The sequence below is a fragment of the Pseudoalteromonas sp. S4492 genome, from assembly GCF_005886115.1.
Classification (GTDB): domain Bacteria; phylum Pseudomonadota; class Gammaproteobacteria; order Enterobacterales; family Alteromonadaceae; genus Pseudoalteromonas; species Pseudoalteromonas gelatinilytica.
Genome location: NZ_PNCP01000060.1, coordinates 1 through 25,311, shown reverse-complemented (window position 1 = coordinate 25,311; position 25,311 = coordinate 1). Strand labels below are relative to the sequence as shown.

General features: G+C 39.1%; 28 protein-coding genes. 6 read left to right on the top strand and 22 right to left on the bottom strand.

What is annotated here, in order from left to right; all coding sequences use genetic code 11:
* Together CWC28_RS18520 and CWC28_RS18515 are read right to left on the bottom strand one after the other, a co-directional pair.
* Positions 1-885: hypothetical protein (locus CWC28_RS18520; protein WP_212746801.1), on the bottom strand; the 885-nt coding region annotated here is incomplete at its 3' end.
* Positions 869-1,084: a hypothetical protein gene (locus CWC28_RS18515; RefSeq protein WP_138625592.1), complete on the bottom strand. Its 216-nt coding sequence runs from the start codon at positions 1,082-1,084 to the stop codon at positions 869-871. The genes CWC28_RS18515 and CWC28_RS18520, both read right to left, overlap by 17 nt.
* A 201-nt stretch (positions 1,085-1,285) precedes the next feature.
* Here CWC28_RS18515 and CWC28_RS18510 point away from each other — a divergent pair, with 201 nt between their 5' ends.
* Positions 1,286-1,639 carry a DUF3693 domain-containing protein gene (locus CWC28_RS18510; RefSeq protein ID WP_105180526.1) on the top strand — a complete coding sequence of 118 codons (354 nt, stop codon included), beginning with the start codon at positions 1,286-1,288 and terminating at the stop codon, positions 1,637-1,639.
* 498 nt (positions 1,640-2,137) lie between these two features.
* Here the strand turns inward: CWC28_RS18510 and CWC28_RS18505 are convergent, their stop codons facing one another.
* The 3 genes from CWC28_RS18505 to CWC28_RS21955 all read right to left on the bottom strand — a co-directional run bounded on the left by CWC28_RS18505 (position 2,138) and on the right by CWC28_RS21955 (position 3,271).
* On the bottom strand, positions 2,138-2,896 hold the full coding sequence (locus CWC28_RS18505; protein ID WP_138625591.1) for a hypothetical protein: 759 nt from the start codon (positions 2,894-2,896) through the stop codon (positions 2,138-2,140).
* A 61-nt stretch (positions 2,897-2,957) separates the two neighbouring features.
* Positions 2,958-3,113 carry a hypothetical protein gene (locus tag CWC28_RS21960; protein WP_171038325.1) on the bottom strand — a complete coding sequence of 52 codons (156 nt, stop codon included), beginning with the start codon at positions 3,111-3,113 and terminating at the stop codon, positions 2,958-2,960.
* Positions 3,110-3,271, bottom strand: coding sequence for a hypothetical protein (locus CWC28_RS21955; RefSeq protein ID WP_171038324.1), 162 nt, complete (start codon positions 3,269-3,271; stop codon positions 3,110-3,112). Before CWC28_RS21955 ends, CWC28_RS21960 begins: the two co-directional genes overlap by 4 nt.
* Positions 3,272-3,491: 220 nt before the next feature.
* Between CWC28_RS21955 and CWC28_RS18500 the strand changes: the two genes are divergently transcribed.
* Positions 3,492-3,752, top strand: a complete 261-nt coding sequence (locus tag CWC28_RS18500; RefSeq protein ID WP_138625590.1) for a hypothetical protein — start codon at positions 3,492-3,494, stop codon at positions 3,750-3,752.
* Positions 3,753-3,809: 57 nt separating this feature from the next.
* Here the strand turns inward: CWC28_RS18500 and CWC28_RS18495 are convergent, their stop codons facing one another.
* From CWC28_RS18495 to CWC28_RS18485, 3 genes are all read right to left on the bottom strand, one after another.
* Complete coding sequence (locus CWC28_RS18495) at positions 3,810-4,736, bottom strand: abortive infection family protein (protein WP_138625589.1); 927 nt, start codon at positions 4,734-4,736, stop codon at positions 3,810-3,812.
* Between the two features lie 159 nt (positions 4,737-4,895).
* Positions 4,896-5,276, bottom strand: a complete 381-nt coding sequence (locus CWC28_RS18490; protein WP_138625588.1) for a hypothetical protein — start codon at positions 5,274-5,276, stop codon at positions 4,896-4,898.
* A 59-nt stretch (positions 5,277-5,335) separates the two neighbouring features.
* On the bottom strand, positions 5,336-6,913 hold the full coding sequence (locus CWC28_RS18485) for an ATP-binding cassette domain-containing protein (protein ID WP_138625587.1): 1,578 nt from the start codon (positions 6,911-6,913) through the stop codon (positions 5,336-5,338).
* A gap of 291 nt (positions 6,914-7,204) precedes the next feature.
* Between CWC28_RS18485 and CWC28_RS18480 the strand changes: the two genes are divergently transcribed.
* A complete protein-coding gene (locus tag CWC28_RS18480) occupies positions 7,205-7,912 on the top strand; it encodes a metallophosphoesterase (RefSeq protein ID WP_138625586.1) in 708 nt (235 codons plus the stop codon).
* Here CWC28_RS18480 and CWC28_RS18475 read toward each other — a convergent pair.
* From CWC28_RS18475 to CWC28_RS18455, 5 genes are all read right to left on the bottom strand, one after another.
* Entirely contained in the window at positions 7,904-8,275 is a 372-nt protein-coding gene (locus CWC28_RS18475) for a hypothetical protein (RefSeq protein ID WP_138625585.1), read from the bottom strand. The genes CWC28_RS18480 and CWC28_RS18475 overlap by 9 nt on opposite strands.
* Positions 8,276-8,472: 197 nt before the next feature.
* Positions 8,473-9,045 carry a MiaE family protein gene (locus tag CWC28_RS18470; protein WP_063705153.1) on the bottom strand — a complete coding sequence of 191 codons (573 nt, stop codon included), beginning with the start codon at positions 9,043-9,045 and terminating at the stop codon, positions 8,473-8,475.
* 45 nt (positions 9,046-9,090) lie between these two features.
* Positions 9,091-9,723, bottom strand: a complete 633-nt coding sequence (locus CWC28_RS18465) for a sulfotransferase (RefSeq protein ID WP_063705152.1) — start codon at positions 9,721-9,723, stop codon at positions 9,091-9,093.
* Positions 9,720-10,622, bottom strand: a complete 903-nt coding sequence (locus tag CWC28_RS18460; RefSeq protein ID WP_138625584.1) for a substrate-binding periplasmic protein — start codon at positions 10,620-10,622, stop codon at positions 9,720-9,722. The genes CWC28_RS18465 and CWC28_RS18460 overlap by 4 nt, the downstream gene beginning before the upstream one ends.
* 1 nt (position 10,623) lies before the next feature.
* A complete protein-coding gene (locus CWC28_RS18455; RefSeq protein ID WP_063705148.1) occupies positions 10,624-10,998 on the bottom strand; it encodes an MAPEG family protein in 375 nt (124 codons plus the stop codon).
* 119 nt (positions 10,999-11,117) lie between these two features.
* On the opposite strand from CWC28_RS18455, the gene CWC28_RS18450 reads away from it, so the two are divergent.
* A complete protein-coding gene (locus tag CWC28_RS18450) occupies positions 11,118-12,470 on the top strand; it encodes a DUF2254 domain-containing protein (RefSeq protein WP_138625583.1) in 1,353 nt (450 codons plus the stop codon).
* 6 nt (positions 12,471-12,476) lie between these two features.
* On the opposite strand, the gene CWC28_RS18445 is transcribed toward CWC28_RS18450, so the two are convergent.
* The 3 genes from CWC28_RS18445 to ggt all read right to left on the bottom strand — a co-directional run bounded on the left by CWC28_RS18445 (position 12,477) and on the right by ggt (position 16,956).
* Entirely contained in the window at positions 12,477-13,193 is a 717-nt protein-coding gene (locus CWC28_RS18445; RefSeq protein ID WP_138625582.1) for an SIMPL domain-containing protein, read from the bottom strand.
* Positions 13,194-13,329: 136 nt separating this feature from the next.
* Positions 13,330-15,024, bottom strand: coding sequence for an NAD-dependent malic enzyme (locus CWC28_RS18440; RefSeq protein WP_063706158.1), 1,695 nt, complete (start codon positions 15,022-15,024; stop codon positions 13,330-13,332).
* 174 nt (positions 15,025-15,198) lie between these two features.
* On the bottom strand, positions 15,199-16,956 hold the full coding sequence (gene ggt / locus CWC28_RS18435; protein ID WP_138625581.1) for a gamma-glutamyltransferase: 1,758 nt from the start codon (positions 16,954-16,956) through the stop codon (positions 15,199-15,201).
* Positions 16,957-17,041: 85 nt separating this feature from the next.
* On the opposite strand from ggt, the gene rrtA reads away from it, so the two are divergent.
* Both rrtA and CWC28_RS18425 read left to right on the top strand, forming a co-directional pair.
* On the top strand, positions 17,042-17,626 hold the full coding sequence (gene rrtA / locus CWC28_RS18430) for a rhombosortase (protein ID WP_105180832.1): 585 nt from the start codon (positions 17,042-17,044) through the stop codon (positions 17,624-17,626).
* A 52-nt stretch (positions 17,627-17,678) separates the two neighbouring features.
* Positions 17,679-18,272: a hypothetical protein gene (locus tag CWC28_RS18425; protein ID WP_138625580.1), complete on the top strand. Its 594-nt coding sequence runs from the start codon at positions 17,679-17,681 to the stop codon at positions 18,270-18,272.
* Positions 18,273-18,344: 72 nt separating this feature from the next.
* Here CWC28_RS18425 and CWC28_RS18420 read toward each other — a convergent pair whose 3' ends face one another.
* The 6 genes from CWC28_RS18420 to purE form a co-directional block, all read right to left on the bottom strand.
* Positions 18,345-20,837 (bottom strand): prolyl oligopeptidase family serine peptidase, encoded by a 2,493-nt coding sequence (locus CWC28_RS18420; protein WP_138625579.1) that lies wholly within the window; start codon positions 20,835-20,837, stop codon positions 18,345-18,347.
* 105 nt (positions 20,838-20,942) lie between these two features.
* Positions 20,943-22,067, bottom strand: a complete 1,125-nt coding sequence (locus CWC28_RS18415) for an endonuclease/exonuclease/phosphatase family protein (protein ID WP_502704936.1) — start codon at positions 22,065-22,067, stop codon at positions 20,943-20,945.
* A 35-nt stretch (positions 22,068-22,102) separates the two neighbouring features.
* Positions 22,103-23,035: a YeiH family protein gene (locus tag CWC28_RS18410; protein WP_138625577.1), complete on the bottom strand. Its 933-nt coding sequence runs from the start codon at positions 23,033-23,035 to the stop codon at positions 22,103-22,105.
* Positions 23,032-23,262, bottom strand: coding sequence for a DUF2798 domain-containing protein (locus tag CWC28_RS18405; protein ID WP_054561456.1), 231 nt, complete (start codon positions 23,260-23,262; stop codon positions 23,032-23,034). The genes CWC28_RS18410 and CWC28_RS18405 overlap by 4 nt, the downstream gene beginning before the upstream one ends.
* A gap of 154 nt (positions 23,263-23,416) precedes the next feature.
* The gene (locus CWC28_RS18400) at positions 23,417-24,565 is read right to left on the bottom strand and encodes a 5-(carboxyamino)imidazole ribonucleotide synthase (RefSeq protein WP_138625576.1); all 1,149 of its coding nucleotides are present in this window, start codon (positions 24,563-24,565) and stop codon (positions 23,417-23,419) included.
* Position 24,566: 1 nt separating this feature from the next.
* Positions 24,567-25,049, bottom strand: a complete 483-nt coding sequence (purE, locus tag CWC28_RS18395; protein ID WP_054553887.1) for a 5-(carboxyamino)imidazole ribonucleotide mutase — start codon at positions 25,047-25,049, stop codon at positions 24,567-24,569.
* Between the last annotated feature and the right edge of the window lie 262 nt (positions 25,050-25,311).

Sequence of the window (25,311 nt, the reverse complement as noted above, 5' to 3'; positions counted from 1 at the left end):
AAGGGTGTTACCGCCATTGGCTACACAGTCATAACGCTTTTGCCATCCGTGTTTTTTCTTCCAAAGAGCTTGCTGCTCATTAGATAATTTTTGCAGTTCGCCAGTTTGAATCCATGAGAAAGAGGGCGCTTGGTTGGTTTTACAAAAGCCACCTTCTTCAAGATTTTGGAAGTAATTTAAAACGGATTTTTCGCCGTCATAGTCATCATAGGCAATGTCCAAACGGGTGATTTTTACGTTAGGCATTTTCTTAAGCATGGCGTGAAGTTTTGGAATATCGAGACCCGCACAACCTGCGCCAGAGAATGAAATCATCACACCGCCATTGTTCGCACCCCAAGCAACAACGCCCGAATTTACATCATGACGGTAAAGTGTTGCTGACTTTTCATAGGTGAACATGCCGCCTGAGTTATGGCGATAAGACCAGCTTAAATCATCCGATGTTAAGCGGTCGGCAGCCGTAGCAACTTCAGTATTTAGAAGGTGCATAAACTTAGTAATATCACCTTCAATCAATGAGTTAAGTGTTTTATAACGTTTGGTCTTGCGTACAACATTCTTGAAAAAGTGCGCCCGTTCTTCACTTGGAATAGCATCAACTGAGCCATAACTACGGTAACGAGGGTTGTTCTCAAACAGCTGGTCATAGTAATAATCAGAGTCATAAACAACCGATTCGTTAACTTCTACGTCTAAATCATCAGTGGCTTGTTGGTCAAATAATTCAGCACAAAGCATTGCGTTATAGGCTTCTTTGTAGGAGGCAAAGTCACCTTTTCCGAACGCAATTTTGGCGTCAAAGCGAAGACGGGCAATTTCGTCAGGGCAAAAAACAACGGTTAAGTAGTCGATTTTGGTTAACTGTTTAGAAGTCTGGTTCATAGTCAAATGCTCCAGAGTCGAACAGTTCTTGCCAGTTTGAATCATCAACATCGATGATTTCGAAAGGTTCTCCACTTGCATAGTCTATGCAAAAAGCCATAGCTTCAGCGCGTGACGAATACATAAGCGGGTGTTCAATTTTATTGAAACCTAACGCGTATTCCTCAATGGCAGCTATGTATTGGAGATAGAATTTCAAACCGGATTCCTTGTTAAAGTCCGATACTATTCAGTATTGGACATTAAATGCATACCTAAACACTCAAAATAGAGTGCCAAAATATCAAAAATAAACACTCTTTAATGAGTGTTGGCTAAAATCTAGCACTCACTGTAGAGTGTTGTCAAAAATTTATTTCTCATATTTGAGTGCTAAAATATAAAAAGAGGAGAAAATACTATGTCTTTTAGCTACGAACTTATTGAAAAGTACAGAGAATTCAAAGGTTACAAACAGGACAAACAGGTTTGTGCCGATATGAATGTTTCTACTGGTAATGTGACTGATATCAAGAAAGGTCGGAGACACTTAACGGCCAATCAGTGTATTTATCTTTGCAATCAAATGGGCATCGACTTTAAGCCTGCTTTGATAGAACTTGCAAAAGAGAAGTCTAAAACCAAAGAAGAAAAAGCAGCTTGGGAAGAAGTTGCAAAAAAGATTAGCGCTGCGTGTGTAGCGGGTTTGCTGTTATTAACAGCGTCTATCACCCAAGTACAAGGGCCGCTAAAGCGGATACGTAACTACCCATAATTTATATTATGTTAAATAACATGTTTATCTTTATAAGCAGGTTCATTAGTCGTTAGATTTTAAGGTTTTTTAGCCCCTTTTTTGCTTAATATGGGTTTTCACGAATCTATAGCTTTTTGTGAAGTTCTCATTTTTACTTTGTAAGTTTCACCAAACTTACTTCATTCCAATAAGTCCACAACGGTGAATTTTTAAAAACCTAGATTTTAAATGCCTTTCTTGTACGGCTTCCCAAAAATATAAAGCCAATTTTTTTCACTACCTGTAACCGTTATGGCTTTAAGCTCATTAACTATGATTGATTTCTACAACAAGCTTCGTTTAACGAAAGCCATGTAGATACCCTACAAGATCAAATTTGATAACTATACGATTTGGTTTAAGTTAACTAGACGCTAAATATCATTGGTAATGACTTGATCAAAATGAGTGTTCAACTTGCTCTAAAGGATATTGTTTTGAAGTATGGAGATAAGAAAACAGCATAAAGAAAGGCCACTATTTAGGTGGCCGACTTTTCATGTCGAAAGCTAAATTAAATGAATCAATTATTGATTTAAAATTAGAAATATCTGCTATCGGTATTAACATTTTACCTTCCGTAGATAGAATGCCTGTTGAGTCGCCAAATTGATGCTTAGTATTAAAGTGATAACAAATTAGAAACCCTCCAACAACCCAATAGAATGCAAAGTTACCTTGATCACTTGTTCTTTCAAATCTGAAATCAAATAATATTTTTCGAAGTGTATCGTCTGAATAAGTTTTAGATTTATCAGTAAGTTTAATTAAATATATCTTTAAAAAATTATCAACTCGAACTTCTGGGTGTTTGATATTCAAAGTATTGTTATAAATACAATCCGCTAAGATGCTATCAAAGCCCCCAAGGCTTATACCTGGATATTTACTAGAAACCGATACACGCCACATGATACTAGAAAAAAATAGGTAAAGTTTTTTATAATCATATTCAAAATGAAGTCTATCATCCGTGATTTTTACTATTTTTTTTCTGTTTTTTAAAATTACAGTTCCGTACCCTTCGTACTTCCTATTAAGTTTATCTTCACATCTAGCACATAGAAGGTACTCTTTCTTATCACCGTTCGTGCATAAAGGCTCGTCATTTCCCTCAATAATTTCAACGAGTTGACTAGCATCCCCTTTCATGAACTTATAATAAGAGCGTGGTATTATATGAGACAGACTTAGGTCTTTCTCTTTATTGCAAAGCTTACAAATCCCTCTAGGCATTTAAAAATTCCTTTAAATAAATATAACTTAGCCGCAAGGCGCGACCAAGATATATACTGGTTTATTTTAAGACACCTGTCAAAGCGCTGACTAACTCATCATCAAGCTTGTTTTCTGACTTGCTTGCTAAGTGCTTAGCGGTAGCCAAACAAACTCGTTTTATTAATGCTTCGGTTAGCAATTTAGCTGCTAAGTATTTCCCTAATGTCGCTATCATAATTTATCCTGTAGTTTTGTAATATCTTCACCGTGTTTTTCAATTACACGCTTTATCCAAGTAATGCCTGTTTTCACTGCCACAACACAGGTGAATACACCACCAATTTGCATAACGACAATGAAAAGTAAGTTTTTTGAGTTTGCATCGAGGGTCATCCCCTACCCTTGCTATCAAAGCAACTAAGTCGATAGAAAGATTATTCCAAATTATGTATCGCGGTTACATGCCGCTTACTGGCCCATGTTCAGAATGTAGAATTTCAAGGGAGGATAATCTATTAATTACCCCTTGGGGAAAAGTAAATTTACATCTTTTCTATAGAAACTATCTCTTTCTAATGCTTAAATAAATATTTACATAAAGAGATTATAAAAAATGAATGAGCAGAAATATCTTAAAGTAACAACTTCAGTTCGCAGAACTGCCACTTCAGGAGAAGTTAAAGATAATGGGCAGCCAGCGACGATTATAGACGATGGCTATCATTCACTCCAAGTGACTTGTTCAAATGATAGTACAAACTTTACTGCTTACTCGGGGCAGGAAATAGAAACACAAAGAGCAACCTTTGTAATAGTTCGTTGCCCTAATTGCAATCTTTGTGAAAAGATTTTAAGAAAGAACATTCCTAATTGAATATATACGTGTAATTCAAATCGTTTTAACTCTTTGAATTACAAGATAAAAATAGTGCTATTTCAGTCTTTTTTGTGATTCAATTAAAAATATAATTGTTGATCCTGTTGAGTGTAAAATATAACTTACAAGTTCTTCAGGCGCTTGTTCTTTAAGTTGATCGTCGCCGTGGGAGTATTTGTTTCTTATATTAGGAATTCCAGAGCTTAGCATTGATTTCAAGCTTGATAATTGTGTTTGCCAATAATTTGGAATTAGTTCGTTTTTCAGGCAAATATCTATCAACTTACTTGCTGTTTCATGTCCTTTTAACTCCCAAAATTGTTGTTTACAAATTACCTTCATTGTACTTTCAAATGCTTTATTGCATTCGATTATTGCTTCGTTGTATTTTTTAGTTCTGAAGTGGTCGTATGCCTTTAAGTAATAATCTTGTATTACTTCATATCCACTTGAATTTAATAATTTAAGTGTAGGCTGGATAACTTCTTTATGTAGCAATTTTGAGTCAATTCTTATTAATTGGTTTTCTTCAAAGGTGAACCCAACGCCATTCTCTTTAAACCTCTCATTTAAAGTTTTTATTTTATCGTCATGACTTATTTGTTTGTAGCTGTCTACTTCCTCTATTTCTTTAGCTATTACAAATGCAAGTTCAATGTATGAGAGTACATATTCAGTATCTCTTTCGTTAACAAGGAAATATCTTAATTCTTCATAACTATTTAAATTAATCTTTTCTTTTAACGCATTTTTATTATTTAAATCGAAAGTTCCGATTTCTTCTCTTAATATATTATAAATATAATCATAGATACTTCTCACGTTTCGATCTAAATTGAATTCTGTTTCATTCCCTAACACATTATCAATTAAAAATTTTACTTGTATTCTCAGTGGCTTTGGTAAAACGTCATACTGAAATACATCGAAAATTTCACCTCTTAGTTCCTTTTGTCTTTTGGCGTAAATTTTATGAACCATTTTTTCTCCCTTACATTTATCTCAAGGACAATATGGAATAAAAAAACTAGATAACCAATTGTAAGCTATCTAGTTTTTGTAACACTCTGATATTCGTTAATATAAATTACAAGCAAAGCCTTAGTAGTACAACCATAAGAAACTAGTGCTAAAACTCTTTCACCTTCCCCAATCAAACGCCCTAGCAACACCTAGCCCAATTTCATGCAGTACGACAAAACCCGCGCCGTATAAGGTGGCCCAAACTGGGATGATGATAAAATCGAGGGTTGAGGTAGATGATGAATCGGCGACTTCTTGATAATTTGTAAGCCAAGGATAAAAGCCAAAGCCGTAAAGAATAACGATTGGGGCTGCAAACAGTATTAAACGCAGTTTTCGCTGTTTAAAAAATGGCATAAATGAGCTGACTAGCATTAATGATAACGGCACGAACACATAGATCACCGAAGTAAAATCATTCAGTGTCATGCCTAAACCAATGGTTACTATCAGCATGAATAAAGCAGTAAAAATGCGGTAAGCGGCTGTAAAATTCATAGTCATTCCTTGTAATGTACCTACAACCACCCTAGCACGCTTATTTATAAATGGCTATTTTATAATACAATTTGCTTATTACAGCCGACACTTTCTACAAAGTATTTATCATGGCTTACGAGTATAAACCCGCCTTTAAAACTCTGTAATGAATGAGCCAAGAGCTGTTTTGATTCAAGGTCGAGATGGTTATCGGGCTCATCAAGTAACAAAAATGCGGTGCTTTCAATATTACTGACGATACACATGGCGAGCTTCATTTTCTCTCCACCACTTAAAAAAGCGGCTTTTTTAAAAACAGTGTCTTTTCTAAAACCAATGCTGGCCAGTAGAGTACGTGTGGTGGTCTCATTAAGGCTTTTACAATAAGTCATCACGTTTTCAAGCAGGGTTAGCTCGTTGTTTATTAATGTAAAATGTTGGTCTAAATAATAGAGTGCTTGATTACAATGTAACTGGCCTGCTTTTACTGGTATGTCGTATGTCAGAGTTTTAAGTAAGGTTGATTTACCAGTGCCATTAGCACCCGCTAAATGAATTTTATCATCACTGAACACCTGAAAATTTAACGGCTTTTGCGTGCCGTGTACTATTACAACCTCCTCCAGGCTAAGTACCTTATGATGCTTAGCTTCATCTGATTGCGCTAAATAAAATTGCTGCGCTTTAGCATGTTCAAGCAGGCTAGAAAGCTCTTGTTTATTACGAGTGAGCATACCCTCTCGCTTAGCGGTATTTTTGATTTGTGATGATAAATTAGCGCTGGCTTTATCTTTTTTAGCATCCATCAACACTTTAGGTTGGCTGCCTGATTTTCTGAGGGCTGCGCCCTGACTTGCACGTTTTTGTGCTTTTTGCTTCTGGAGTTGCTCTGCTACCTTAAGTTTAGTTTGCAGCTTAACAATGTGATTTAATTTGTTTTCTAGCCCAGCAACTTGCTGCTGTTTTTGTGCTTGGTATTCAGAGAAATGCATACCATATTGTGTTAAACCAAGCGTTGTTAGCTCCCATATTTCATGAGCTTGTTCTAATAATTCTTGATCGTGACTGATTAGTAATAATTGGCCTTTAAAGTTGTGTATTTGCTTTATAAGCCAGCTTTTGCCTTTTGCATCTAGGTGGTTTGATGGCTCATCCAGTATTAAAATATCGGGCTTTATGCAGCTAAATAGTGCCCAAAGCTTTAATTGGCTAAGCTGACCGCCACTTAAATGTTTGCTTAATGAGTAAGGGGTTTTGTTGTTTACACCAAGCCTTACAAGTTCTGCATTAAAGCGATCTGCTAAGTCCCAATTACCTTCAAGCAAAGTTAAGTTTTGCTCTGTAACTTGCCCTTGGTTTATAGCATCAAGGGATTTAAACACAGGCTCTAGCCCAATAGCCTCTGCAATTGTTTGGTTATCAGCCTGGTTTACATCGTTCATTTGCTTATAAAAGCCGAGGGTTGAATGGCAAACAACCGTGCCAGAAATAGGCTCTTTTTGCTTAGCAAGTAGTGACGCTAATATAGATTTACCGCAGCCATTTCTGCCGACTAATGCGGTGACTTTTTCCGTGAGTGAAAATGAAAGGTCGTTAAACACAACATCGCCATTGCCATGTTGGTAACATAAATTAAAAGCTTGGAGTTGTGGCATAGTGCCTCCTGTATTACAGGGGCAGTGATACCAATACACAAAATAAACTACTTAATTAAGCGAATTGGTATTAAGCGTTGATCACGCGAGAATTAATATAATAAAAGTGATAGTGAGCAACGCCTACTAACCCTGTTGGTCCAAAAAGATAAAAATGAAATTGGATAACAGGTTTAGTTGTTCATGTTGGCGGTAACTCCTAAAAAGTGAGGCTAGATAATAACCACCCAGTGCTCAAATAGCAACGAGTTATGATAGTCTTGAGCTACACGCTGCTTAAAGGAATGTATTTTGAATATAGTTAAAAGCCCACTTGCCTCACAAAAACCCATTCAAGTTAAGATGCAACTTGAACAAAGCAAACGTGTATTTGTTATTGGCGATTTAGATGCAGATTTAACTAAATTTGAACAGGCGCTCTGCTCTGTTAATTTCAACCCCAGCGAAGATATCTTGTTTTCATTGGGTGATGTAATTGACCGTGGTGAGCACAGCATAGCGTTACTTGAGCGTTTTCAAGAGCTTGGTGTTCATATGTGCCTTGGTAACCACGAGCATATGTTGCTTGAGTCTTTACTTGCAAAGGATAAAGGTTACTACCGTTTATGGGTTGAGAATGGCGGCCGCTGGCATCTAGAAGCAACCAATGAAGAGCTCGCGTTTGCTTGTAAGCAGCTACTTAGATGCCCACTTTCTTACTATGTTGAATACGGCACATTAAAAATTGGTTTATCGCATACCAGCTGTGCTGATTGGGATTGGCAAAATCCTACAGAAGATATACAACAAGCGATTGGCGCTTTACTTTGGGATAGAAGCTTAACCAAAGCGAAAAAGCCTTTAATAAACCCAAGTATCGATTTTTCGGTGCATGGCCATAACACAACCAATCAGCCCTATTGGCTAGGCAATACTTATCATCTTGATACCAATTATCTCAGCGGTAAGCCCACCATTGTTGAGCTTAATACGCTGATCAAGCAGTTTTTATCAATGTAAACTTGCCAGTCGTTCGACGGTTTGCTCTTCAAGATACTTTTTGTAGGTAAGCCTTGCATGCCACAATTGCTCATCAGTCTCTTGAATATAGATAATTGGGCCAGCAATTTTACTCGCTAAACTTGTTAGTTTACTGTACTCACGGGTATCAATTTTGCCATCGCTAAAGTAGCTTTGTGCGGTATTTAAAAACTTATCATCTTTATAAATATCACTATGCCAAATAAGCGAGCGATACATACTGGCGGTTATTTCGGTAGGTTTATCGTTGGAGCGGAAAAGTTTCACTTCGGTGTAAATTGAATTACCAGTAATTACAATCCCTATTAACGACAACGTCGTGAGAGTCATCATCCATTTCATGCTCTATTCCTCACAGTTAGGTACTAAATTAACTATAGGAGAGAAAGATGAATGTATGCTGTTTATTTAATCAATTAGGATTGTCGAAACTATTCTCAAGATACTTAATTATTGTTTTTAGTCCCTAATTTACTGCTTTAGAGCGGAACCTTTAATTTGTGTATTAAGCCAAAAGGCCTAATACACAAGTACTACAGCTAGTGAAGCGCTGCTGTAAATGGAATGTTTTTACAAATTTCTGCTTCTGCGATAAGGATTTCTTCGAGGCGTGCATCAACCTCTTGCTTATCGAAATACTCGTAGGCTAGTTCAACGAATAAGTTTTTATGTTTTTCTTCTGATTTTGCAATCGCGACATAAAACTCTTTTTCTTTACCTGCTGGTAAAGCTTCTGCGACAAGCGAGAAACGCTCGTGTCCGCGAGCTTCAATGACGCCTGCCACTAATAAGCGGTCCATTAAAAATTCATCACGGCCATTTCTAAATACCGCACGAATTTGTTTGATGTAAGGATCTTTTTGGTCATTACCAAGTGATACATCACGTTCCATTAATAGCTTTAAAACTTGCTTAAAGTGGATCATTTCTTCCAGTGCTAGGTCTGTCATGGCTCTAACAAGCTTACGACGGTCTGGGTAATGAGAAAGCATAGACATAGCCATACCAGAGGCTTTTTTCTCTGCTGCAGCATGATCTTGTAAAAAGGTATCGAAGTCAGCTAAGACACCTTCTGTCCATTCAAATGGTGTGTGGTATTTCAATTCAAACATGATAAGGAACAACTTAACTTATAATGGCGGCGATTTTACCGTATTTTACGTGTGATTATAACCAAGAGATTTATCAATTTTACCACTTCGCGTCGATGACACTTTATCTGGATGCTTTATATCATTCCACGCTGTGACCTTACCGCCCATATTGAGCTGTTTAAAGTTAATTGGTTGCTGAGTGTTTAAAAATTGTTGAAGTAATTGCGGACTGTTTGGATCGGCTACATCAAGAGTTAATAGCTGCTCTTCACGGCCTTTAAAGTAATCTTTCACTTGCTGTTGGTGACGCTGATAACACGCTGTTAGATATTCATCAGATTCTATCTCTGCCAAGCTATAATGGCCAAATACATCTAGATAACAGCGTTTTAAATGGCTATTAAAGCCACCATCTGGGCGCATTAAATTAGTATGCATACGTGCTAATAATTGCCTAATCGATGGTAGCCACTTAGGTAAATCGCGCTCAAGGTTGATAAAGCGGCTATTTGCAAAGTGCTTATCAAGTAAGGCGTATTCACTAAATACCGGGGTATCGGCAATAACGTCTGCAGTTGTAATTGCTTGTTGGGTATAGGCTGTGTGGGCGGTTTTATATCCGAGTTGTAAAAAGCTGTTACAGATACTGGTTGTGCCGGTTCGTGGTAAACCGATTATAAAAATTTTAGAGCTCATGGCACCTTATCAAATGATAACCACAGCGATTTGTCGTTGACTGGGGTTAACCTTGGTAAATCATAATTGCGCAATTCTATAACAATTTTGTCGTGTAGGTGGGCGTTTTTAATGATTTCGCCATTGTACTGATAAAAAAGCTCATCAAACTCCCCCGTCTCACGCATGATTTTTAAGCCCTTATTTACTGCTTTTGCTATTTCAGGGTCGTTCTTATTAAAGAAAAAATAAATTGGGCTTTTATATTTAAGCATTAACTGAGGCAGTACAGCCAGCGGCATCTGGTTTTTGAAAACTGCATATTCGTCTTTGATTTCGAGGATAGAACGAGGAAATAAATCGCCGCGACCTCTATCGAGCATGACAAACAGAAACTCTAAATCTAACGAGGTAGAAACAACCAAGCCGTTATCACGCAATATTTTGGTATCAGGCCAATCTTGCCCTTGTAAAAAGTAGATATGTTTTAAATCGTCTAAGGTTTTTAGCTGGCTCAAATGCGCTAGATTTTGCTCATTGATAAACATCATGCGCCAACCAAACAAGCCTTTGAAAAGCGGCACGCGTATTGGTAATAAACGTTCTTCTCGTTCTTTATCTGTCATGGTCCAGGTAACATCAATGGTGCCTTTTTCAATTTCTTTTAAAACACGATTTTGCCCTAACACTTCTGCCGCCGGTGTAAGTGTGAATTTATAACCACTTCTTTTTAATGCCGTTTGAAGTACAAGCAATGGGTAATAGTTTTCCTCGATGAGGCTTGGCATGGTTTTAGGGTAAATAATATTGAGTGTTGCTGGGGGGATTGCTGCTTCTTTTTTGCCATTGATTGTTTTTACTTCAGCTACGCCTGAAACCGAAAATATCAAAAGTAGTAAAGTAAAAACAATCTTCAGCATATTAGAATACCTGTGTAACTAATAACATCACTGCGCTGATTAAAATTGTTAAGAAAGTTAGCATCATCCCTAATACACGTAATTTCATCAGATTATCAGCGAGTGCATAACTATGACAAAAACGGCCAGCAACCAGCATTGCCCCTAAAATATAGCAAAAATGGCTTGGAAGACCTTGGTACTCTAATAAAAATAGCAGAATCAGCGAAAATGGCACATATTCAATAAAATTTGCATGGGTTCGAATAGCCGCTTGTAGGCTAGCATCACCGCCATCGCCAAGTGAGATACGCTTTGCTTTACGCAGTTTAATGACACGAAAGCTAAGTTGAATGTATAAAATCGCCAAAATGGCAGCAAACGTTGAAACAATCACAGTTTTTCCAATTTTTATTTAAAGTTAGACGCTTAGCACTGTTTATTGCTAGGCTGTTAAGTAAGTAGTTAGGTTAGCTTAGTATGATATTTAATGTCTAACAGTTCTTAAGGAAGTGCATGTTTACGCCAAGAAAAATCGCCGATAACTACCGCGAAATGATCAGTAGTATCGGATTTTACCCATCAATGCTCTCTGTGGTGTTTTTAGTATTTGGATTAATTACCACAGCGGTCGAGTATTCATCATTATCAATGGAATTTAAAAAGTTGATTGGTGTGTTATTGGTCGATAGCGAAGAGAATGCCCGAACCATCCTCAGTACCCTTGCAGGCAGTATTATCTCATTAACCGTTTTTAGTTTTTCTATGGTTATGGTGGTGCTTAATAGCGCCAGTGCCAGCCTTTCACCGCGTGTATTACCGGGGCTTATTACCCGTAAGTCGCACCAATTAGTACTGGGCTTTTATCTTGGAAGTATTATCTACACCATATTAATGCTGATAAACATACGTACCATTGGTGATGGCGATATGGGTATCCCATCGCTCGGGATCTTCTTTTCATTGGTGTTTGGGTTAATTTCGCTGGGCTTTTTTGTGTATTTTATTCACTCAATTTCAAAAGCAATTCAGGTCGATAATGTACTCAATGACCTGTTTAAAAATACCAAGGGCGAGCTTAAATGCATAATTGAAATGCAACATGAAAACCCTGTCGAGGATTTTCCTGAGTTTGATGATTGGCATAGTATTAAAAGTAAAACCGAAGGCTACTTTAAAGGAACTCACACCGATAAATTGTGTGCTCTGTGCCAAGAGCACGGCATAAAGATTTATATTTCGGTTAAACAAGGCTTCTTTACGGTTAAAGGTTACCCATTTTTGAAGTGTGATACTGATTTATCGGACAAACCAGAGCTTGTAGAGCAACTACTTAGTTGCTTTATCTTTTACATTGAAGAGTACATTAGAGATCATTACCGCTACGGTATGACGCAAATTTCAGAAATCGCTGTTAAAGCAATGAGCCCGGGTATTAACGATCCTGGTACTGCGGTAAAAGCCATTGATATGTTAAGTATCTTACTGATCTTGCGATTAGATATTTACGATGTGAACTATTCACTTAAACGATGCGAGAACAATCAACCGCACTTGTTTATACACGAAACATCATTCGATGAGCTGCTGCACGATAACTTCACGCCAATTCGTAACTATGCGAAAAATGACGCCTATGTAATGGTGAATGTGTTAGAGGCCTTTAAAAACATATTGTTTAGAGCATCTGATAACGAAAAAGCGACAAACAGTTTGTTTGTTTACTTAGGGGCGATTATTGAAGATATCGATACGCATATTAGTAATGAGTACGACCGTGAGCAAATTACTAATATGCTAAAAGCGATTGCTCGTATTTCAGAGCAACAAGGTGAAAAATTGCTGGCAAAGTTTACCAGCAATCAATAATTTAACTTAGTTTTCGATTAGATATACCGCATAGCTGCTTGCGGTAATCGTAAGCTCACCACCGTTGTATGCATCAGGTACATAGTTATCTGGTGCAGCTTCGGCCATAACCATTTTGCTGGCACGCATATAAGGTTGGCTACCTGTATCGAGTGGGCTGCTTGAAGCCGTATAAAGGCCTTTAAGTTCAACCCCATAATCATCAGCAAACTCTTTAGCAGCAGCACGCGCATCTTTAATGGCTAACTTTTGCGCTTGCTTTTGTAGCTCTTCATAGCGGCTTGATACAAATTGCGTTTGGTTGATTTCATTGATACCCGAATTCACTAGTTGCTGAAGCATTATTGGGTACTTTTTAATATCCGTTAAAGTAACCGAAAGACTACGCGTTACTCTATAACCTACAAAGTCCTGCTTGCCTGTTTCACGGTTGTATTCTGTTTGGCGATGAATTGAGATATTAGAGGCATAAATGCCTTTTTCTTCTACGCCTTGGCTTTTTGCAAGCTTAATTGCTTTCGCCATGGTTGCATCCGCTTTGTTTTTCGCGGCAATTAAATCTTTATCTACTTCAACAATACCTACCGTCAGTTTGACGTTATCAGGAATTGCCTTAACAGTTGCGTTACCTTGAATATAAATATGCGGCGCATCTGGTGTTGCTTCTGCTAACACATTAAAACTTAGCGCGGCGGCCATAGCGGTAAAAACTAACTTACGCATAATACTGTTCCTTAATTAAAAACTCCGTTCATTATCACCTTAAAGGGTTAATTGAATCTGAACAAGACTCTATTATCCAGATATAAAAAAACAGGCTTTTAAAGCCTGTTTTTTTAATTACTCAACACGTTATAGCTTAGATACTACGACGCTTGTAATTACGGTATTCTGGAAGCCAGTAGTTTTTCTCGATTGCTGCCCATAGCGCTTCATCGCTCAGCTCTAGTGCCACACCTTCTTCCATCGCTTTTTTCGCTACTGCAAATGCAATACGTTTACTAAGCGCTTGGATTTCCGTCAGTGCTGGTAATAAGCTGCCCTTACCTGTGTTAGCTCTAGGTGAAGACTCAGCCAGCGTTTCACTTGATACAATCAGCATTGCATCAGTGATGCGTGTTGCTTTAGCAGCGATAACGCCTAAACCAATACCCGGGAAAATGTAGCTGTTGTTACATTGTGGGATTGGGAAAGTTTGACCGTTATACTCAACCGGATCAAATGGGCTACCAGAGGCAACAATCGCTTGACCGTCTGTCCATTCGATAACATCTGAAGGAAGTGCTTCAACTTGCTTAGACGGATTACTTAGCGGGAAGATAATCGGTTGTGGGCAAGATGCATGCATTGCACGAATAACTTGTTCAGTGAATAAACCAGGTTGACCAGATACACCAATTAAGATGTCTGGTTGAGCACAATGCATAACATCTAATAGTGATGCGTACTCTCCGCTGTATGTCCATTCAGCAAGATTGTCTTTAGATTGGCAAAGTGCTTGTTGGAAATCACGTAAGCCTTCCATACCATCAGTAAGTAGACCAAAACGGTCAACCATAAAGATTTGAGAACGCGCTTGCTCATCGCTAATGCCTTCAGCAACCATGGTACTGATAATTTGCTCAGCAATACCACAACCCGCAGAGCCTGCACCAACAAACACCACTTTTTGCTCAGAAAGCTTCGCACCTTTAACGCGACATGCAGCCAATAATGAACCTACAGTAACCGCAGCAGTACCTTGAATGTCATCGTTAAAACTACAGATTTCATCGCGGTAGCGTTTAAGTAATGGCATAGCATTTGGTTGTGCAAAGTCTTCGAACTGAAGTAACACACTTGGCCAACGACGTTTCACCGCTTTAATGAATAGATCTAAGAATTCGTCGTACTCTTCTTGTGAAATACGCTTATGACGCGCACCCATGTACATAGGGTCGTTAAGTAGTTTTTCGTTGTTAGTACCAACATCAATCATCACTGGTAATGTATAAGCAGGGCTAATACCACCACATGCTGTGTAAAGTGATAATTTACCGATTGGAATACCCATACCACCAATACCTTGGTCACCTAAACCAAGAATACGCTCACCGTCTGTTACAACGATAACTTTTACTTTGCCTTTAGTCGCGTTACGTAAAATATCATCAATTTGGAAACGATCTTCGTAAGAAATAAATAGACCACGGGCACTGCGGTAAATGTCTGAGAATTTTTCACAGGCATCACCTACTGTCGGTGTATAGATAATTGGCATCATTTCTTCAAGATGATCACGCACTAAACGGTAGTAAAGTGTTTCGTTGTTATCTTGAATTGCACGAAGGTAAATGTGCTTGTTTAAATTATCATTAAAGCTTGAATACTGTTGGTAACAACGCTCAACTTGCTCTTCAATCGTTTCATAACGCGGTGGCAGTAAACCGGCTAAGTTGAAACTTTCCCTTTCTTTTTGTGAAAATGCACTGCCTTTATTTAATAGTGGCGTTTCGATCAGACCTGGGCCTGAGTAAGGAATATAAAGATAATTCGGATCGGTATTTGTAGTCATATTTCCAAGCTTTGATGCGTCATAATTATGACCTGACATTATTACTCTTGAAGGTGAAATTGCAATGACAATTCACCTTGTCAGACCATTGAAGAAAATGAATTTTATGCTCTAAATAGCATAGCAGGTAGTATACATGAAAACTCAGCAGCTTTAAGGCTGCTGAGCTTGTTTTTAGTGGCTTTTATCACTTAAAGCGATGCCTTCGCGGCGCGGATCGGCAGCACCGTAGAGTTTACCGTCTTTAACTTCAACAGCATGTAAACCAGAGTTTAAATCTAGGATACGAACTGTGTGTCCGCGGTTAACAAAATCAGCTTCTGCCTCAGCAAGTTCAGTGCCCTTTTCAAGGCTTGTATAATTATTACGATTAGTAATACGTGGCAAGTTAATCGCTGTTTGCGCATCAAGATTCCAATCAAGTACACCTACAACCACTTGAGCAACGTAATCAATAATACGGCTACCACCCGGTGAACCAACCACTAAGCGTAAGCTGCCATCTTTGTTAAACACCATAACTGGCGACATTGAACTACGCGGGCGTTTACCTGCTTCAACACGATTAGCCAATGGCTTACCATCTTTGGTTGGCGATAAAGCAAAATCTGTTAGTTGATTGTTCAAAATATACCCGTTCACCATTACGGTTGAGCCAAACGCCATTTCGATAGAGCTTGTCATAGACACCGCATTACCTTGGCTATCAACAATCGATACATGCGTTGTTGAAGGAAGCTCGTAAGCATCATCTTGTGCGTACGCAAGTGAGTTTGGTGGTGTGCCAGCTTCTGCGTGAGCATCTTTTTCAGAAATAAGCTTTGCACGACCTGCAAGGTAGTTTTTATCTAATAAACCTTGGGTTGGGATTGGCATAAAGTCAGGGTCGCCCATATACACATTACGATCAGCAAATGCTAAACGCGATGCTTGTGTAAAGTAATGCAGCGCCTGTACTGAGTTTGGTTTAAGTTTAGCCATGTCTTTGTGTTCAAGTAAGGCTAAAATCTGTAACACAGCTACACCACCACTACTTGGTGGTGCCATTGAGCACACTTCGTATTGGCGATAATCAACGCACACAGGTGCGCGCTCTTTGCTTTTATAATTAGCTAAGTCGTCAACCGTTAAAGTACCCGGTGCAACTGCTGAGTTTTGCACTGCATGCACGAGCTCTTTGGCGTTATCACCTTTATAGAAAGCATCAATGCCTTGTTTCGCAATATCTTTATAAAGCGCGGCAAGTTCAGGGTTCTTTTTCACAGTACCAACGGCTAATGCTTTGCCATCTGGAAAGAAGTAATCACGAATAACAGGCAGCTTAGTAACCCCAGGGTTTAATTCTTTAACCAGTAATTGATGCAAACGCGGCGATACAACAAAGCCTTGCTCAGCTAATTCAATAGCAGGGCCAAACAAAGTTTGCCACTCTAACTTACCGTAACGCTTATGGGCAGTGGCAAAGGCATCTAAAATACCCGGTACACCAACTGAGCGACCACCTACTACAGCTTCAATCCATTTCACTGCTTTACCGTGTTTATCTAAAAACAACGTTTCGTCAGCATGGCTTGGTGCTGTTTCGCGGCCATCAAAGCTGGTTAGGCTTTTTGTTTTGTTGTTAAAGTACATCATAAATGTACCCCCACCTATCCCCGACGATTGTGGCTCTACCAGTGTCAGTACTAATTGGGTTGCAATGGCAGCGTCAACCGCTGAGCCACCTAATTCAAGCATTTTTTGACCCGCTTTTACTGCATAAGGGTTTGCTGCAGCGACCATGTATTTATCGCCTTCAACAACCTGTTTATGAGCAAAGCCCGTTGCGGCTTCAGGTTCGCGGGTTTCAACTTTTGCAGGAGTCGCGAAAATAGCGGTTGAATAAATTAATGAGGTGGATAGAGCTAATAGCGCTTTGGTTTTGAATAACATAAATAAACTTAATCCCGTAGTGTATTTGGCATCTTAAAATTAAACGTGCACAATAGGCGACAATCTCAGATACAACAAAAATAACATGATAAACCTGCCCCTGAAACTAGAATATATTCTGCCTCCTTTGTGTTTAGTACTACTTAGTTCCTTGTTTGCACTATTCAACTTAAATGAATATCTTGAATTTAACCGTGAGTTAGTTGCAAATGGTGAGTTTTGGCGTATTTTCACCAGTCAATTCGTACACGCTAATTGGCCTCATTTAGGCTTAAATTGTGCCGGAATTTTATTAATTTGGGCTCTGCACGCTGAGCATACAAGCCCGCCTCGTTATGCGTTTAATATTGCCATTCTTGCATTATGGTGTGGATTAGGTGTGTGGCTATTTTGCCCAGATATCCATATTTACACCGGATTAAGTGCCCTACTGCATGGTGTGATTATTTGGGGAGCAGTAAAAGATGTACAAGCAGGCATGTTTTCAGGCTGGTTATTGTTTGCTGGTACTTGGGCTAAAGTGATTTGGGAGCAAATTGCAGGCCCGAGTGAGTCGGTGAGTCAGCTAATCGCCTCTAATGTTGCCATTGACGCCCACTTTATCGGAGCAGTTGGTGGCACTCTACTCGCTTTGCCTGTCTTTATAAAAATAATAAGAGCTCGCGAGTAACCTTACTCGCTCTTTACAACTGCTCTTTGTTAACTTGAAAAAGGAATTTTAAATGAAAGAAAATAAAGGCCGCCTTTATCTAGGCTTCATCCTAGTTTGCCTTTACGGCCCATTGCTGCTTGGCATTTTAAGATCATGTATTAATTTAAATTTTGTATCACCAAAGTATATGAGTGATGTTTCTCAGGTAACGAATGTAATTATACTTGGCTCATCTATTTTGGGCTTCACATTATTGCTAATGAAATACCAAGAAGTTAGATCGCTTTTTAAAAATAGAATAATTGCCAACACACTAATTATTATTAGCTTTTTGTATGCTTGCTTAATGTTCCTTGCTGCGGGGTTAGTTGTTTTTTTGGATGCATCTTTCGGTTCAAATAAAGATTACATTTATCATGAGCAAACATTTAATAACCGTACTTTTTATGTTTATACAGCTGACCCAGGTGCTTTTGGAACTGCTCACCATTATGTGTATTTAAAGTGCCCTGCTTCTTTTAACCGCTATGAATTGGAGTTAATAGCCAATATATCATGGATGAGAGACTATAAAATGAGTTTAGAGGGTGATAATTTAATTTTTGAAAACGACTTAGAGGAAGGCAAGACAGTACTTGATGTGAGTGAATTTTACTGCAAATAACCCTATAGAGATAAATTCTATTACAAACAAAAACAGCCACTTTAAGTGGCTGTTTTTCATTTACGCTATTGATTAAAGCGTTTCTTTAAATAGCTTATGAATACGACGATATTCATCTAACCAGCTTGATGGTTGTACAAAACCATGTGGCTCAACTGGGAAGATAGCTGTTTCAAAGTTTTCTTTTTCAAGTTCAATTAAGCGCTGTACTAAGCGAACTGAATCTTGGAAGAATACGTTGTCATCAACCATAGGCGCGTTAATTAATAAACGACTCTTAAGACCTTCAGCAAAGTAAATTGGTGAGCTCTTTTCATAGGCAATCGGGTCAACATCCGGGTGATTTAAGATGTTCGACGTATAAGGGCCATTGTAGTGAGCCCAATCAGTTACCGGACGAAGTGCAGCACCTGCTTTGAATAAATCAGGTTGTGTGAATAGCGCCATAAACGTCATGAAACCACCGTAAGAGCCACCATAGGTGCCTACAGCTTGGATATCAACGTTTGCGTTGTCTGCCATCCAACTTACGCCGTCTGCTAAATCTTGGATTTCAGGTGTACCCATTTGACGATAAATGGCTGTACGCCAATCACGGCCGTAACCTTTTGATGCACGGTAGTCCATGTCCATTACTACGTAGCCTTCTGAAGCCAGTAGTGAGTGGAACATAAACTCGCGGAAGTAACCAGACCAACCCATGTGTGAGTTTTGTAGGTAACCAGCACCGTGGTTAAAGATAACCGCTTTACGGTTTTTACCTGTTTCGCCTTCTTTATAATCAGCTGGGTAATATACTTTTGCGTAAATTGGCTGATCAGTGTGGCTTGAAGGCACAGCAACAATCTTAGGTGCGATCAGTTTCTTTGCTAAAAACTCATCTGAAACCGTGTGCGTTAACTGCGTTGCTTTAGTATTTGCTTTTGCATCAGCAACATAAAGCTCAGGCGGCGACATAATTTTTGAGTGAGTTAGCAATAGTTTGCTTTCATCTGGGCTTAACTGATAATCAGTCATACCATCAAGGTTGGTAACTTGCTCAGATTCACCGTTTGCAGGGTTTACACGATAGATTTCGTAAAGACCTGGGTGCTCAACGTTCGCTTTGTAGTAAATCGCTGAGTTATCAGATGTTAACGTTAAGTTAGAAACAACAAATTGGCCTTTAGTTAGCTGCGTTGCTTTACCATTAAGTGGCTTTTTATAAATGTGGCTGTAACCAGACTCTTCAGATAAATAGTAAAGTGTGTCTGAGTTGTTCAACCAACCAAAATCGTTGTATGCATAGTTAACCCATGCATCGTCATGCAGACGGTGCTGTGAAACAAGTTTATTGTTTTGTGTATCAACAGTGGCTAACCAACGGTCTTTGTTATCCCATGCTTCAAGCATAAGAGCCACTTGTGAACCATCTGTGTTCCATTGGATTGCACTTTGGTCCCAACCCCAATCCATCATTAAGTTGATGGCACGTGGTGCTTTTTCAGACTTATAAGTTTTGCCATCACGGGCGTAATTTTCTTTCTTAACAGCAGCAAGTACGTCTTCATCAAAACCTGGTAAGGTATCGAATGCAAGGGTTGTTTGCTCGCCTGATTTAAGGTCGATGTAAACAACGTCTGAGCTGATTGGTTTTTCATCAGCAACACGACGGCGTACTTTTTCTGCTTTTACGCGCGCGTCATCAGCAATGTAATTTGGCATGATATCGCCTTCATCACGCCATGAACGGCTTTCTGTGGTTACTGCAACAAGTGCTTGGCCATTTGGTGAAAGCTGTACATCGGCTAAACGCTTACCTTTACCTAAATAAAACTGTGCATTAGCAATGCTGTCGTTTTGCTCGTTGATTTGTGCTTTACGCTCTTCACGATCTTTTTTGTTTTTGTGAGTCAGCGCAATGTAATCAATTAGTTTGTGCTGCTCTTTTGCGATGTAAGTGTCTGGCTCTTGTACACCTTTAGGTGCATCATCTAGGTGTAAGTTAACTAATTCAACTTGACGACCCGTTGCTAAATCAACTTTATAAAATGCATTACCTTGGCGATATGCAAGGCTACCATCAGTTAAAAACTGTGGTTTTGATTGCTGTGCGCTGTCGTGAGTAATTTGTGTAATTTGACCAGTGCTTAAGTTTTTAACGAAGATATTACCTTCAAATGCATAAGCCTGTTGTTTTTTATCTGCTGAGTAAACGGCATTTTTAGCGCCTACAGTGTGTAATTTGTTTAACGCTAATTGTGATGCAGATTGGCTATTTACCGCTTGAACGTATAAATCGCGTAACTCATTGCCTTGTTGCTTTTGTGCATAAACGATGCTGTTAGAATCACCGTTCCAGAAAGCACGCTCAGGCTGACGGCCTAACCAATCAGGGTGAGCCATAGCTTGCTCTAACGTGATTTCAGCTGAACCTGTATCAGCAGGAGTGACAACAACTGGGGCTACATTAGTAACTTGTTCTTCAGAAGGCGTTGAGGCGGTTGATTGACAACCTGCTAGCATGAAGCTAGATGCGACTGCGAGAGCCACTAACGTTTTATTAGCAGTGGTTTTGAATTTCATAGTGCTTCTTACGGGTTATTATAATTCGCCCTATTTAAGCAGAAGCACTGATGAAATAGCAATTTTTATAGGATAAACAGCCAAAGTTTTCCGTTTAATAACAGCTTATTTTAAGCTGATATCAAGCCATACCATACGGTGATCAGATGATGCGTTACGATCTTTAATTAAACGGAACAGTTCAGAGTTTTTCTGTGGCCAAAAAACCCCACCATCGTTTATCTCAATACCATAATTTGATGGTAAAACGTAATCAGCACGAGCTTGCCAATAAGCAGTATAGTTTTTAGCGTAATCTTCTTTATACGATTCTTTTGCTCCTTTGCTTGTTGGCGTAAAAGAGGTATTCACTAATGGATTTTTTAAAATTTGGTCAGTGGTATTCGGGCGTGCTTTACCCCCTTCTGGCGCAGCGTTTAAGTCACCAACAATAACAAAACGGCTTTTCGCTTTTAAGCCACCTTTTTGACCTTTATCATCGTAAATGTAGTTAGCATTGTTGATGTAATCCGCAATTAAGCGTACTTCATCGTGGTTACGCTTACCGTTGCGGTCTTCGTCACCATCAAAAACTGGCGGCGTTGGGTGCGAAGCAAGCAAATGAACCGTTTTACCTTTTACATCAATTGGTAAATCCCAAAATGATTTAGAGCTTAGGTGAATTGCTTGCCATTCCTCAGCAGAATACCAGTCTTTACCTGTTTTAGGGTCTATAGGCATTTGTGCATTTGGCATATCTTTGTATTTGAATGTTTGTAATGTACGCGCTTTATTTAAATCGATTGGGTAGCGCGACAATACGGCCATTGCATAATGCCCCTCAAAGAAGCCAAAGCCGTGTGCGTCGCCTTTGTAATGCCCCTTTACACCATCGTTGTCTAGGTCAAACTCAGTAGGTAAACCAGTGTTAACAGGTGCAATAAAGTAATAAGGATAATCGATGGCAACTTGCTTATTTTGCGATACTTGCAGGTAGTTTTTACGAAATACGTTAATGCCTTTGTCGGCATCAATATAATCAAACTCATTGAGTAAAATAACATCTGGTCTTACGCGCTGAATAATTTCGGCAATGTTGCGAATTTGCTGGTGGTTACTCGCTAATGCTTTGCTTAAAGCGTCTTTATCTATTGCTTCGCCTTTTTTAGCATAGTTGGTTGCATCCATACTCACGTTAAAGGTCGCTACACGTAAATCAGCAGCCGATACATTGTTAGCAAAGAGGCCCATGGCCAGTGCTATTGAAGAAGTTAATAAAGCGTTTTTCATGAAATAAATCCGTCTACTATAAGTAGTAAAATAATACTGCTGACAATGATCCATAAGATCATCGCCATGATAAAAGGTTTAATGCCCGCTTGTTTTAAGACTGAAATAGATAAACCACTACCAATCAAAAATAAGGTCATTACTAACACTTGTTTAGCGCCAACATTGAGAGCATGCCAAAATGTTTGATACTCAGGAAAGCTTGAATTAATCAGTGCTGCCGCTAAAAAGCCAAATATAAACAATGGGATACTTGCTTTTTCGTCTGATTTCCAAAAAACGCCCGCGATGCTTGTATAAGGGATGATCCACATCGCTCTAGTTAGTTTAATGGTTGTGGCAATAGCAAGTGCTGATGCGCCATAAGCAGCGGAAGCCCCCACTACACTACTGGTATCGTGAATCGCAAGTGCCGCCCAAACACCAAATTGCTGCTCAGTCAGACCAAAGTAATGACCAATCATTGGGAATAACACTAAGCCAAGGGCGTTTAATAAAAACACCACAGCGAGTGATATGGCTACTTCGTGATCTTTGGCTTTTATAACCGGCGCCATTGCTGCAATGGCGCTACCACCACAAATTGCGGTACCAAATGAAATAAGTACACCGGTGTTTTTATTTAACTTAAATAACTGAGATAAAATTTCACCAAGGCCAATAATCGCGGTAATACTGACTATGGTAAGCACAATAGAGCTACGCCCTACTTCTATTACTTGATTAAAATCAACAGCAAAGCCTAAACCAATCACCGCCAACTTTAGCATCCATTTACTCATTTTTTGTGACTGCACTGCAAATGGATTACCCAATATCATGGCAAATAAAGCACCGACTACAAGTGCCGTAGCAGAGCCAACAAATGGCAAAGCTGATACTAAAAATAGCGCAATAAATAGAAACTGCTTAGGGCGTTCGGCAATCACAACGGTGCTCTGATAAGTTTATTGGTCAACTTATGCACCACAGGTGCAACAAAAATAACAGTAGGAAATGCCACACAAAACGCAAAAGCCCATGCTTTTAGCCAAATGGTTGCAATGTTATCGATTAAACCAACGTTAAAAATGCTGATCACTAAAGACATAAATCCAGACATAAACAGCGCCATAAAAAACGCAAATACGACTGTTCTAAATCGAGGATGTAACATAACGAACTAATATTAATATAAAAATATTAGTCTATAGCAAGATGACCCTGACGCAAGTGCTTTGAGACAAGAGGTACAAAATTAGCGAAGTTTGTGGATAAATAATAGCGATTAAAAAGCCGAGATAAACTCGGCTTTTAATAATTTAAACTGATTAGTTTAAAATAAGTTGGGTGCTGGTATCAGCTACACCTGGGTAGTCTTGCTCTGGCAAAATTTCAGCCAGTGCCGCTAAACGCTCACCTAATTGGTGAAGGTTATCGGCCGATACATTGATATGACCCATCTTACGACCCGGTTTAGCCGTTTTACCATACCAGTGACTTGTAACGTCTTGCGTTGCCAGTACTGAGTGTGGAATTGAAGGCTGACCTAGTACGTTGATCATAGCAGTAGGACGAAGTAATTCTGTACTACCTAATGGTAAACCTGCAACAGCGCGCATGTGGTTTTCGAACTGAGAGCAATGTGTACCCTGCTGTGTCCAGTGACCAGAGTTATGAACGCGTGGCGCAATTTCGTTTACTAATAATGTACCTTGTACATCAAAAAACTCAATTGCTAGTACACCTACATAATCAAGTTCTTGCGCTAACTTGTTAAATGCAAGCTCTGCTTGTTCTTGAATTGCTGCTTTTTCTTTACCGGCAACTGAAAGCGTAAGCACACCATTAGTGTGTTGGTTTTCAGTCAATGGATAAATAACTGTGTTACCCGCTTTGTCGCGTGCACCAATGATAGATACTTCACGGTCAAATGGGATCATCTTTTCAGCGATAATAGAATGCGGCGCAGTTTCGGTACCTGATGCAATGAAATCTGCCATTTCTGACCAAATTTGGTCAATTTGATCATCAGATTTTAAGCGCCATTGGCCTTTACCATCGTAACCCGCTTGGCAAGTTTTGATCACAAGCGGCTTGCCTAAGCGCTCTACAGCAGCAATAAGGTGCGCTTTTTCTGTAATTAGCTGGTAAGGGGCACATTCAACATTTGTTTTATCAAGTAATGCTTTTTCAAGTGCGCGGTCGCCACCTGTTTTAATCGCTGCTTTACCCGGATAAAACTTATTGCTTTGACAGCATAATGTAAGTACATCATCTTGAATGTGTTCAAACTCTGCTGTAATCGCGTCTGCGCTATCAATAGCTTGTTGTAATGTACTGTTATGAACTTCACCGGTTAATGGGTGAATGATTTTTTCACTACCCACATCGTAGGCAACAACATTTAAATCAAGCGGTGCACCTGCTAAGCTCATCATACGAGCTAACTGACCTGCACCTAAAATTAGAATATTCATATTACTCTGCAGGATTAGGGTTAGCTAAGATAGTGTCTGTTTGTTCTTTACGGAAAGCTTCAACTTTTGCGAAGATTTCAGGCTGTTGGCAACCTAAAATTTGTGCAGCTAAAAGGCCAGCATTTGCAGCGCCCGCTTCACCGATAGCCAATGTACCTACCGCAACGCCTTTAGGCATTTGGCAGATAGATAATAATGAATCAACACCATTAAGTGTTTTAGATTTAACTGGTACGCCTAAAACTGGCAGTGATGTAAACGCTGCAGCCATACCTGGTAAGTGCGCAGCACCACCGGCACCGGCGATAATAATTTTAATGCCGCGATCTGCAGCTGAGCTTGCATAGTCAGCAAGTAATTGAGGGGTACGGTGAGCAGAAACAACTTTAGTTTCGTATTCAATGCCGAATTTTTCTAGCATTAACGCCGCATGTTCCATCGTTGGCCAGTCTGATTTGGAACCCATAATAATGCCAACAGTCATAAATACACCTCAGTTAAATTGTTTTCTAAAAAGCGGACTTTTGTCCTTATTTTGTGGCGGGTATTATATACCTAACTCACATCAAGATGCGACTCTAGAAGCACAAAAAAGCCATGACATGCATGGGCTGATACTTTATTAGGGATCTACATATGTAGATCCCTTTTTATTTATGTACATAAAATCATAGGGTTAACATTAAAACTTACGCAAAAAAAACATTCGCGAGCAGATATATTTTCTATATATTCAATAGCTTAAT

Coding starts and splice junctions, on each gene's coding strand:
- CWC28_RS21960 (WP_171038325.1), bottom strand. CDS start 3,113: ATGATAGCGACATTAGGGAAATACTTAGCAGCTAAATTGCTAACCGAA.
- CWC28_RS18475 (WP_138625585.1), bottom strand. CDS start 8,275: ATGAAATGGATGATGACTCTCACGACGTTGTCGTTAATAGGGATTGTA.
- CWC28_RS18490 (WP_138625588.1), bottom strand. CDS start 5,276: ATGAATTTTACAGCCGCTTACCGCATTTTTACTGCTTTATTCATGCTG.
- CWC28_RS18420 (WP_138625579.1), bottom strand. CDS start 20,837: ATGAAATTCAAAACCACTGCTAATAAAACGTTAGTGGCTCTCGCAGTC.
- CWC28_RS18440 (WP_063706158.1), bottom strand. CDS start 15,024: ATGACTACAAATACCGATCCGAATTATCTTTATATTCCTTACTCAGGC.
- CWC28_RS18495 (WP_138625589.1), bottom strand. CDS start 4,736: ATGGTTCATAAAATTTACGCCAAAAGACAAAAGGAACTAAGAGGTGAA.
- ggt (WP_138625581.1), bottom strand. CDS start 16,956: ATGTTATTCAAAACCAAAGCGCTATTAGCTCTATCCACCTCATTAATT.
- CWC28_RS18445 (WP_138625582.1), bottom strand. CDS start 13,193: ATGCGTAAGTTAGTTTTTACCGCTATGGCCGCCGCGCTAAGTTTTAAT.
- CWC28_RS18405 (WP_054561456.1), bottom strand. CDS start 23,262: ATGTTACATCCTCGATTTAGAACAGTCGTATTTGCGTTTTTTATGGCG.
- CWC28_RS18465 (WP_063705152.1), bottom strand. CDS start 9,723: ATGAGCTCTAAAATTTTTATAATCGGTTTACCACGAACCGGCACAACC.
- CWC28_RS21955 (WP_171038324.1), bottom strand. CDS start 3,271: ATGACCCTCGATGCAAACTCAAAAAACTTACTTTTCATTGTCGTTATG.
- CWC28_RS18500 (WP_138625590.1), top strand. CDS start 3,492: ATGAATGAGCAGAAATATCTTAAAGTAACAACTTCAGTTCGCAGAACT.
- CWC28_RS18460 (WP_138625584.1), bottom strand. CDS start 10,622: ATGCTGAAGATTGTTTTTACTTTACTACTTTTGATATTTTCGGTTTCA.
- CWC28_RS18450 (WP_138625583.1), top strand. CDS start 11,118: ATGTTTACGCCAAGAAAAATCGCCGATAACTACCGCGAAATGATCAGT.
- CWC28_RS18400 (WP_138625576.1), bottom strand. CDS start 24,565: ATGAATATTCTAATTTTAGGTGCAGGTCAGTTAGCTCGTATGATGAGC.
- CWC28_RS18425 (WP_138625580.1), top strand. CDS start 17,679: ATGAAAGAAAATAAAGGCCGCCTTTATCTAGGCTTCATCCTAGTTTGC.
- CWC28_RS18415 (WP_502704936.1), bottom strand. CDS start 22,067: ATGGGCCTCTTTGCTAACAATGTATCGGCTGCTGATTTACGTGTAGCG.
- CWC28_RS18510 (WP_105180526.1), top strand. CDS start 1,286: ATGTCTTTTAGCTACGAACTTATTGAAAAGTACAGAGAATTCAAAGGT.
- CWC28_RS18470 (WP_063705153.1), bottom strand. CDS start 9,045: ATGTTTGAATTGAAATACCACACACCATTTGAATGGACAGAAGGTGTC.
- rrtA (WP_105180832.1), top strand. CDS start 17,042: ATGATAAACCTGCCCCTGAAACTAGAATATATTCTGCCTCCTTTGTGT.
- CWC28_RS18505 (WP_138625591.1), bottom strand. CDS start 2,896: ATGCCTAGAGGGATTTGTAAGCTTTGCAATAAAGAGAAAGACCTAAGT.
- CWC28_RS18485 (WP_138625587.1), bottom strand. CDS start 6,913: ATGCCACAACTCCAAGCTTTTAATTTATGTTACCAACATGGCAATGGC.
- purE (WP_054553887.1), bottom strand. CDS start 25,049: ATGACTGTTGGCATTATTATGGGTTCCAAATCAGACTGGCCAACGATG.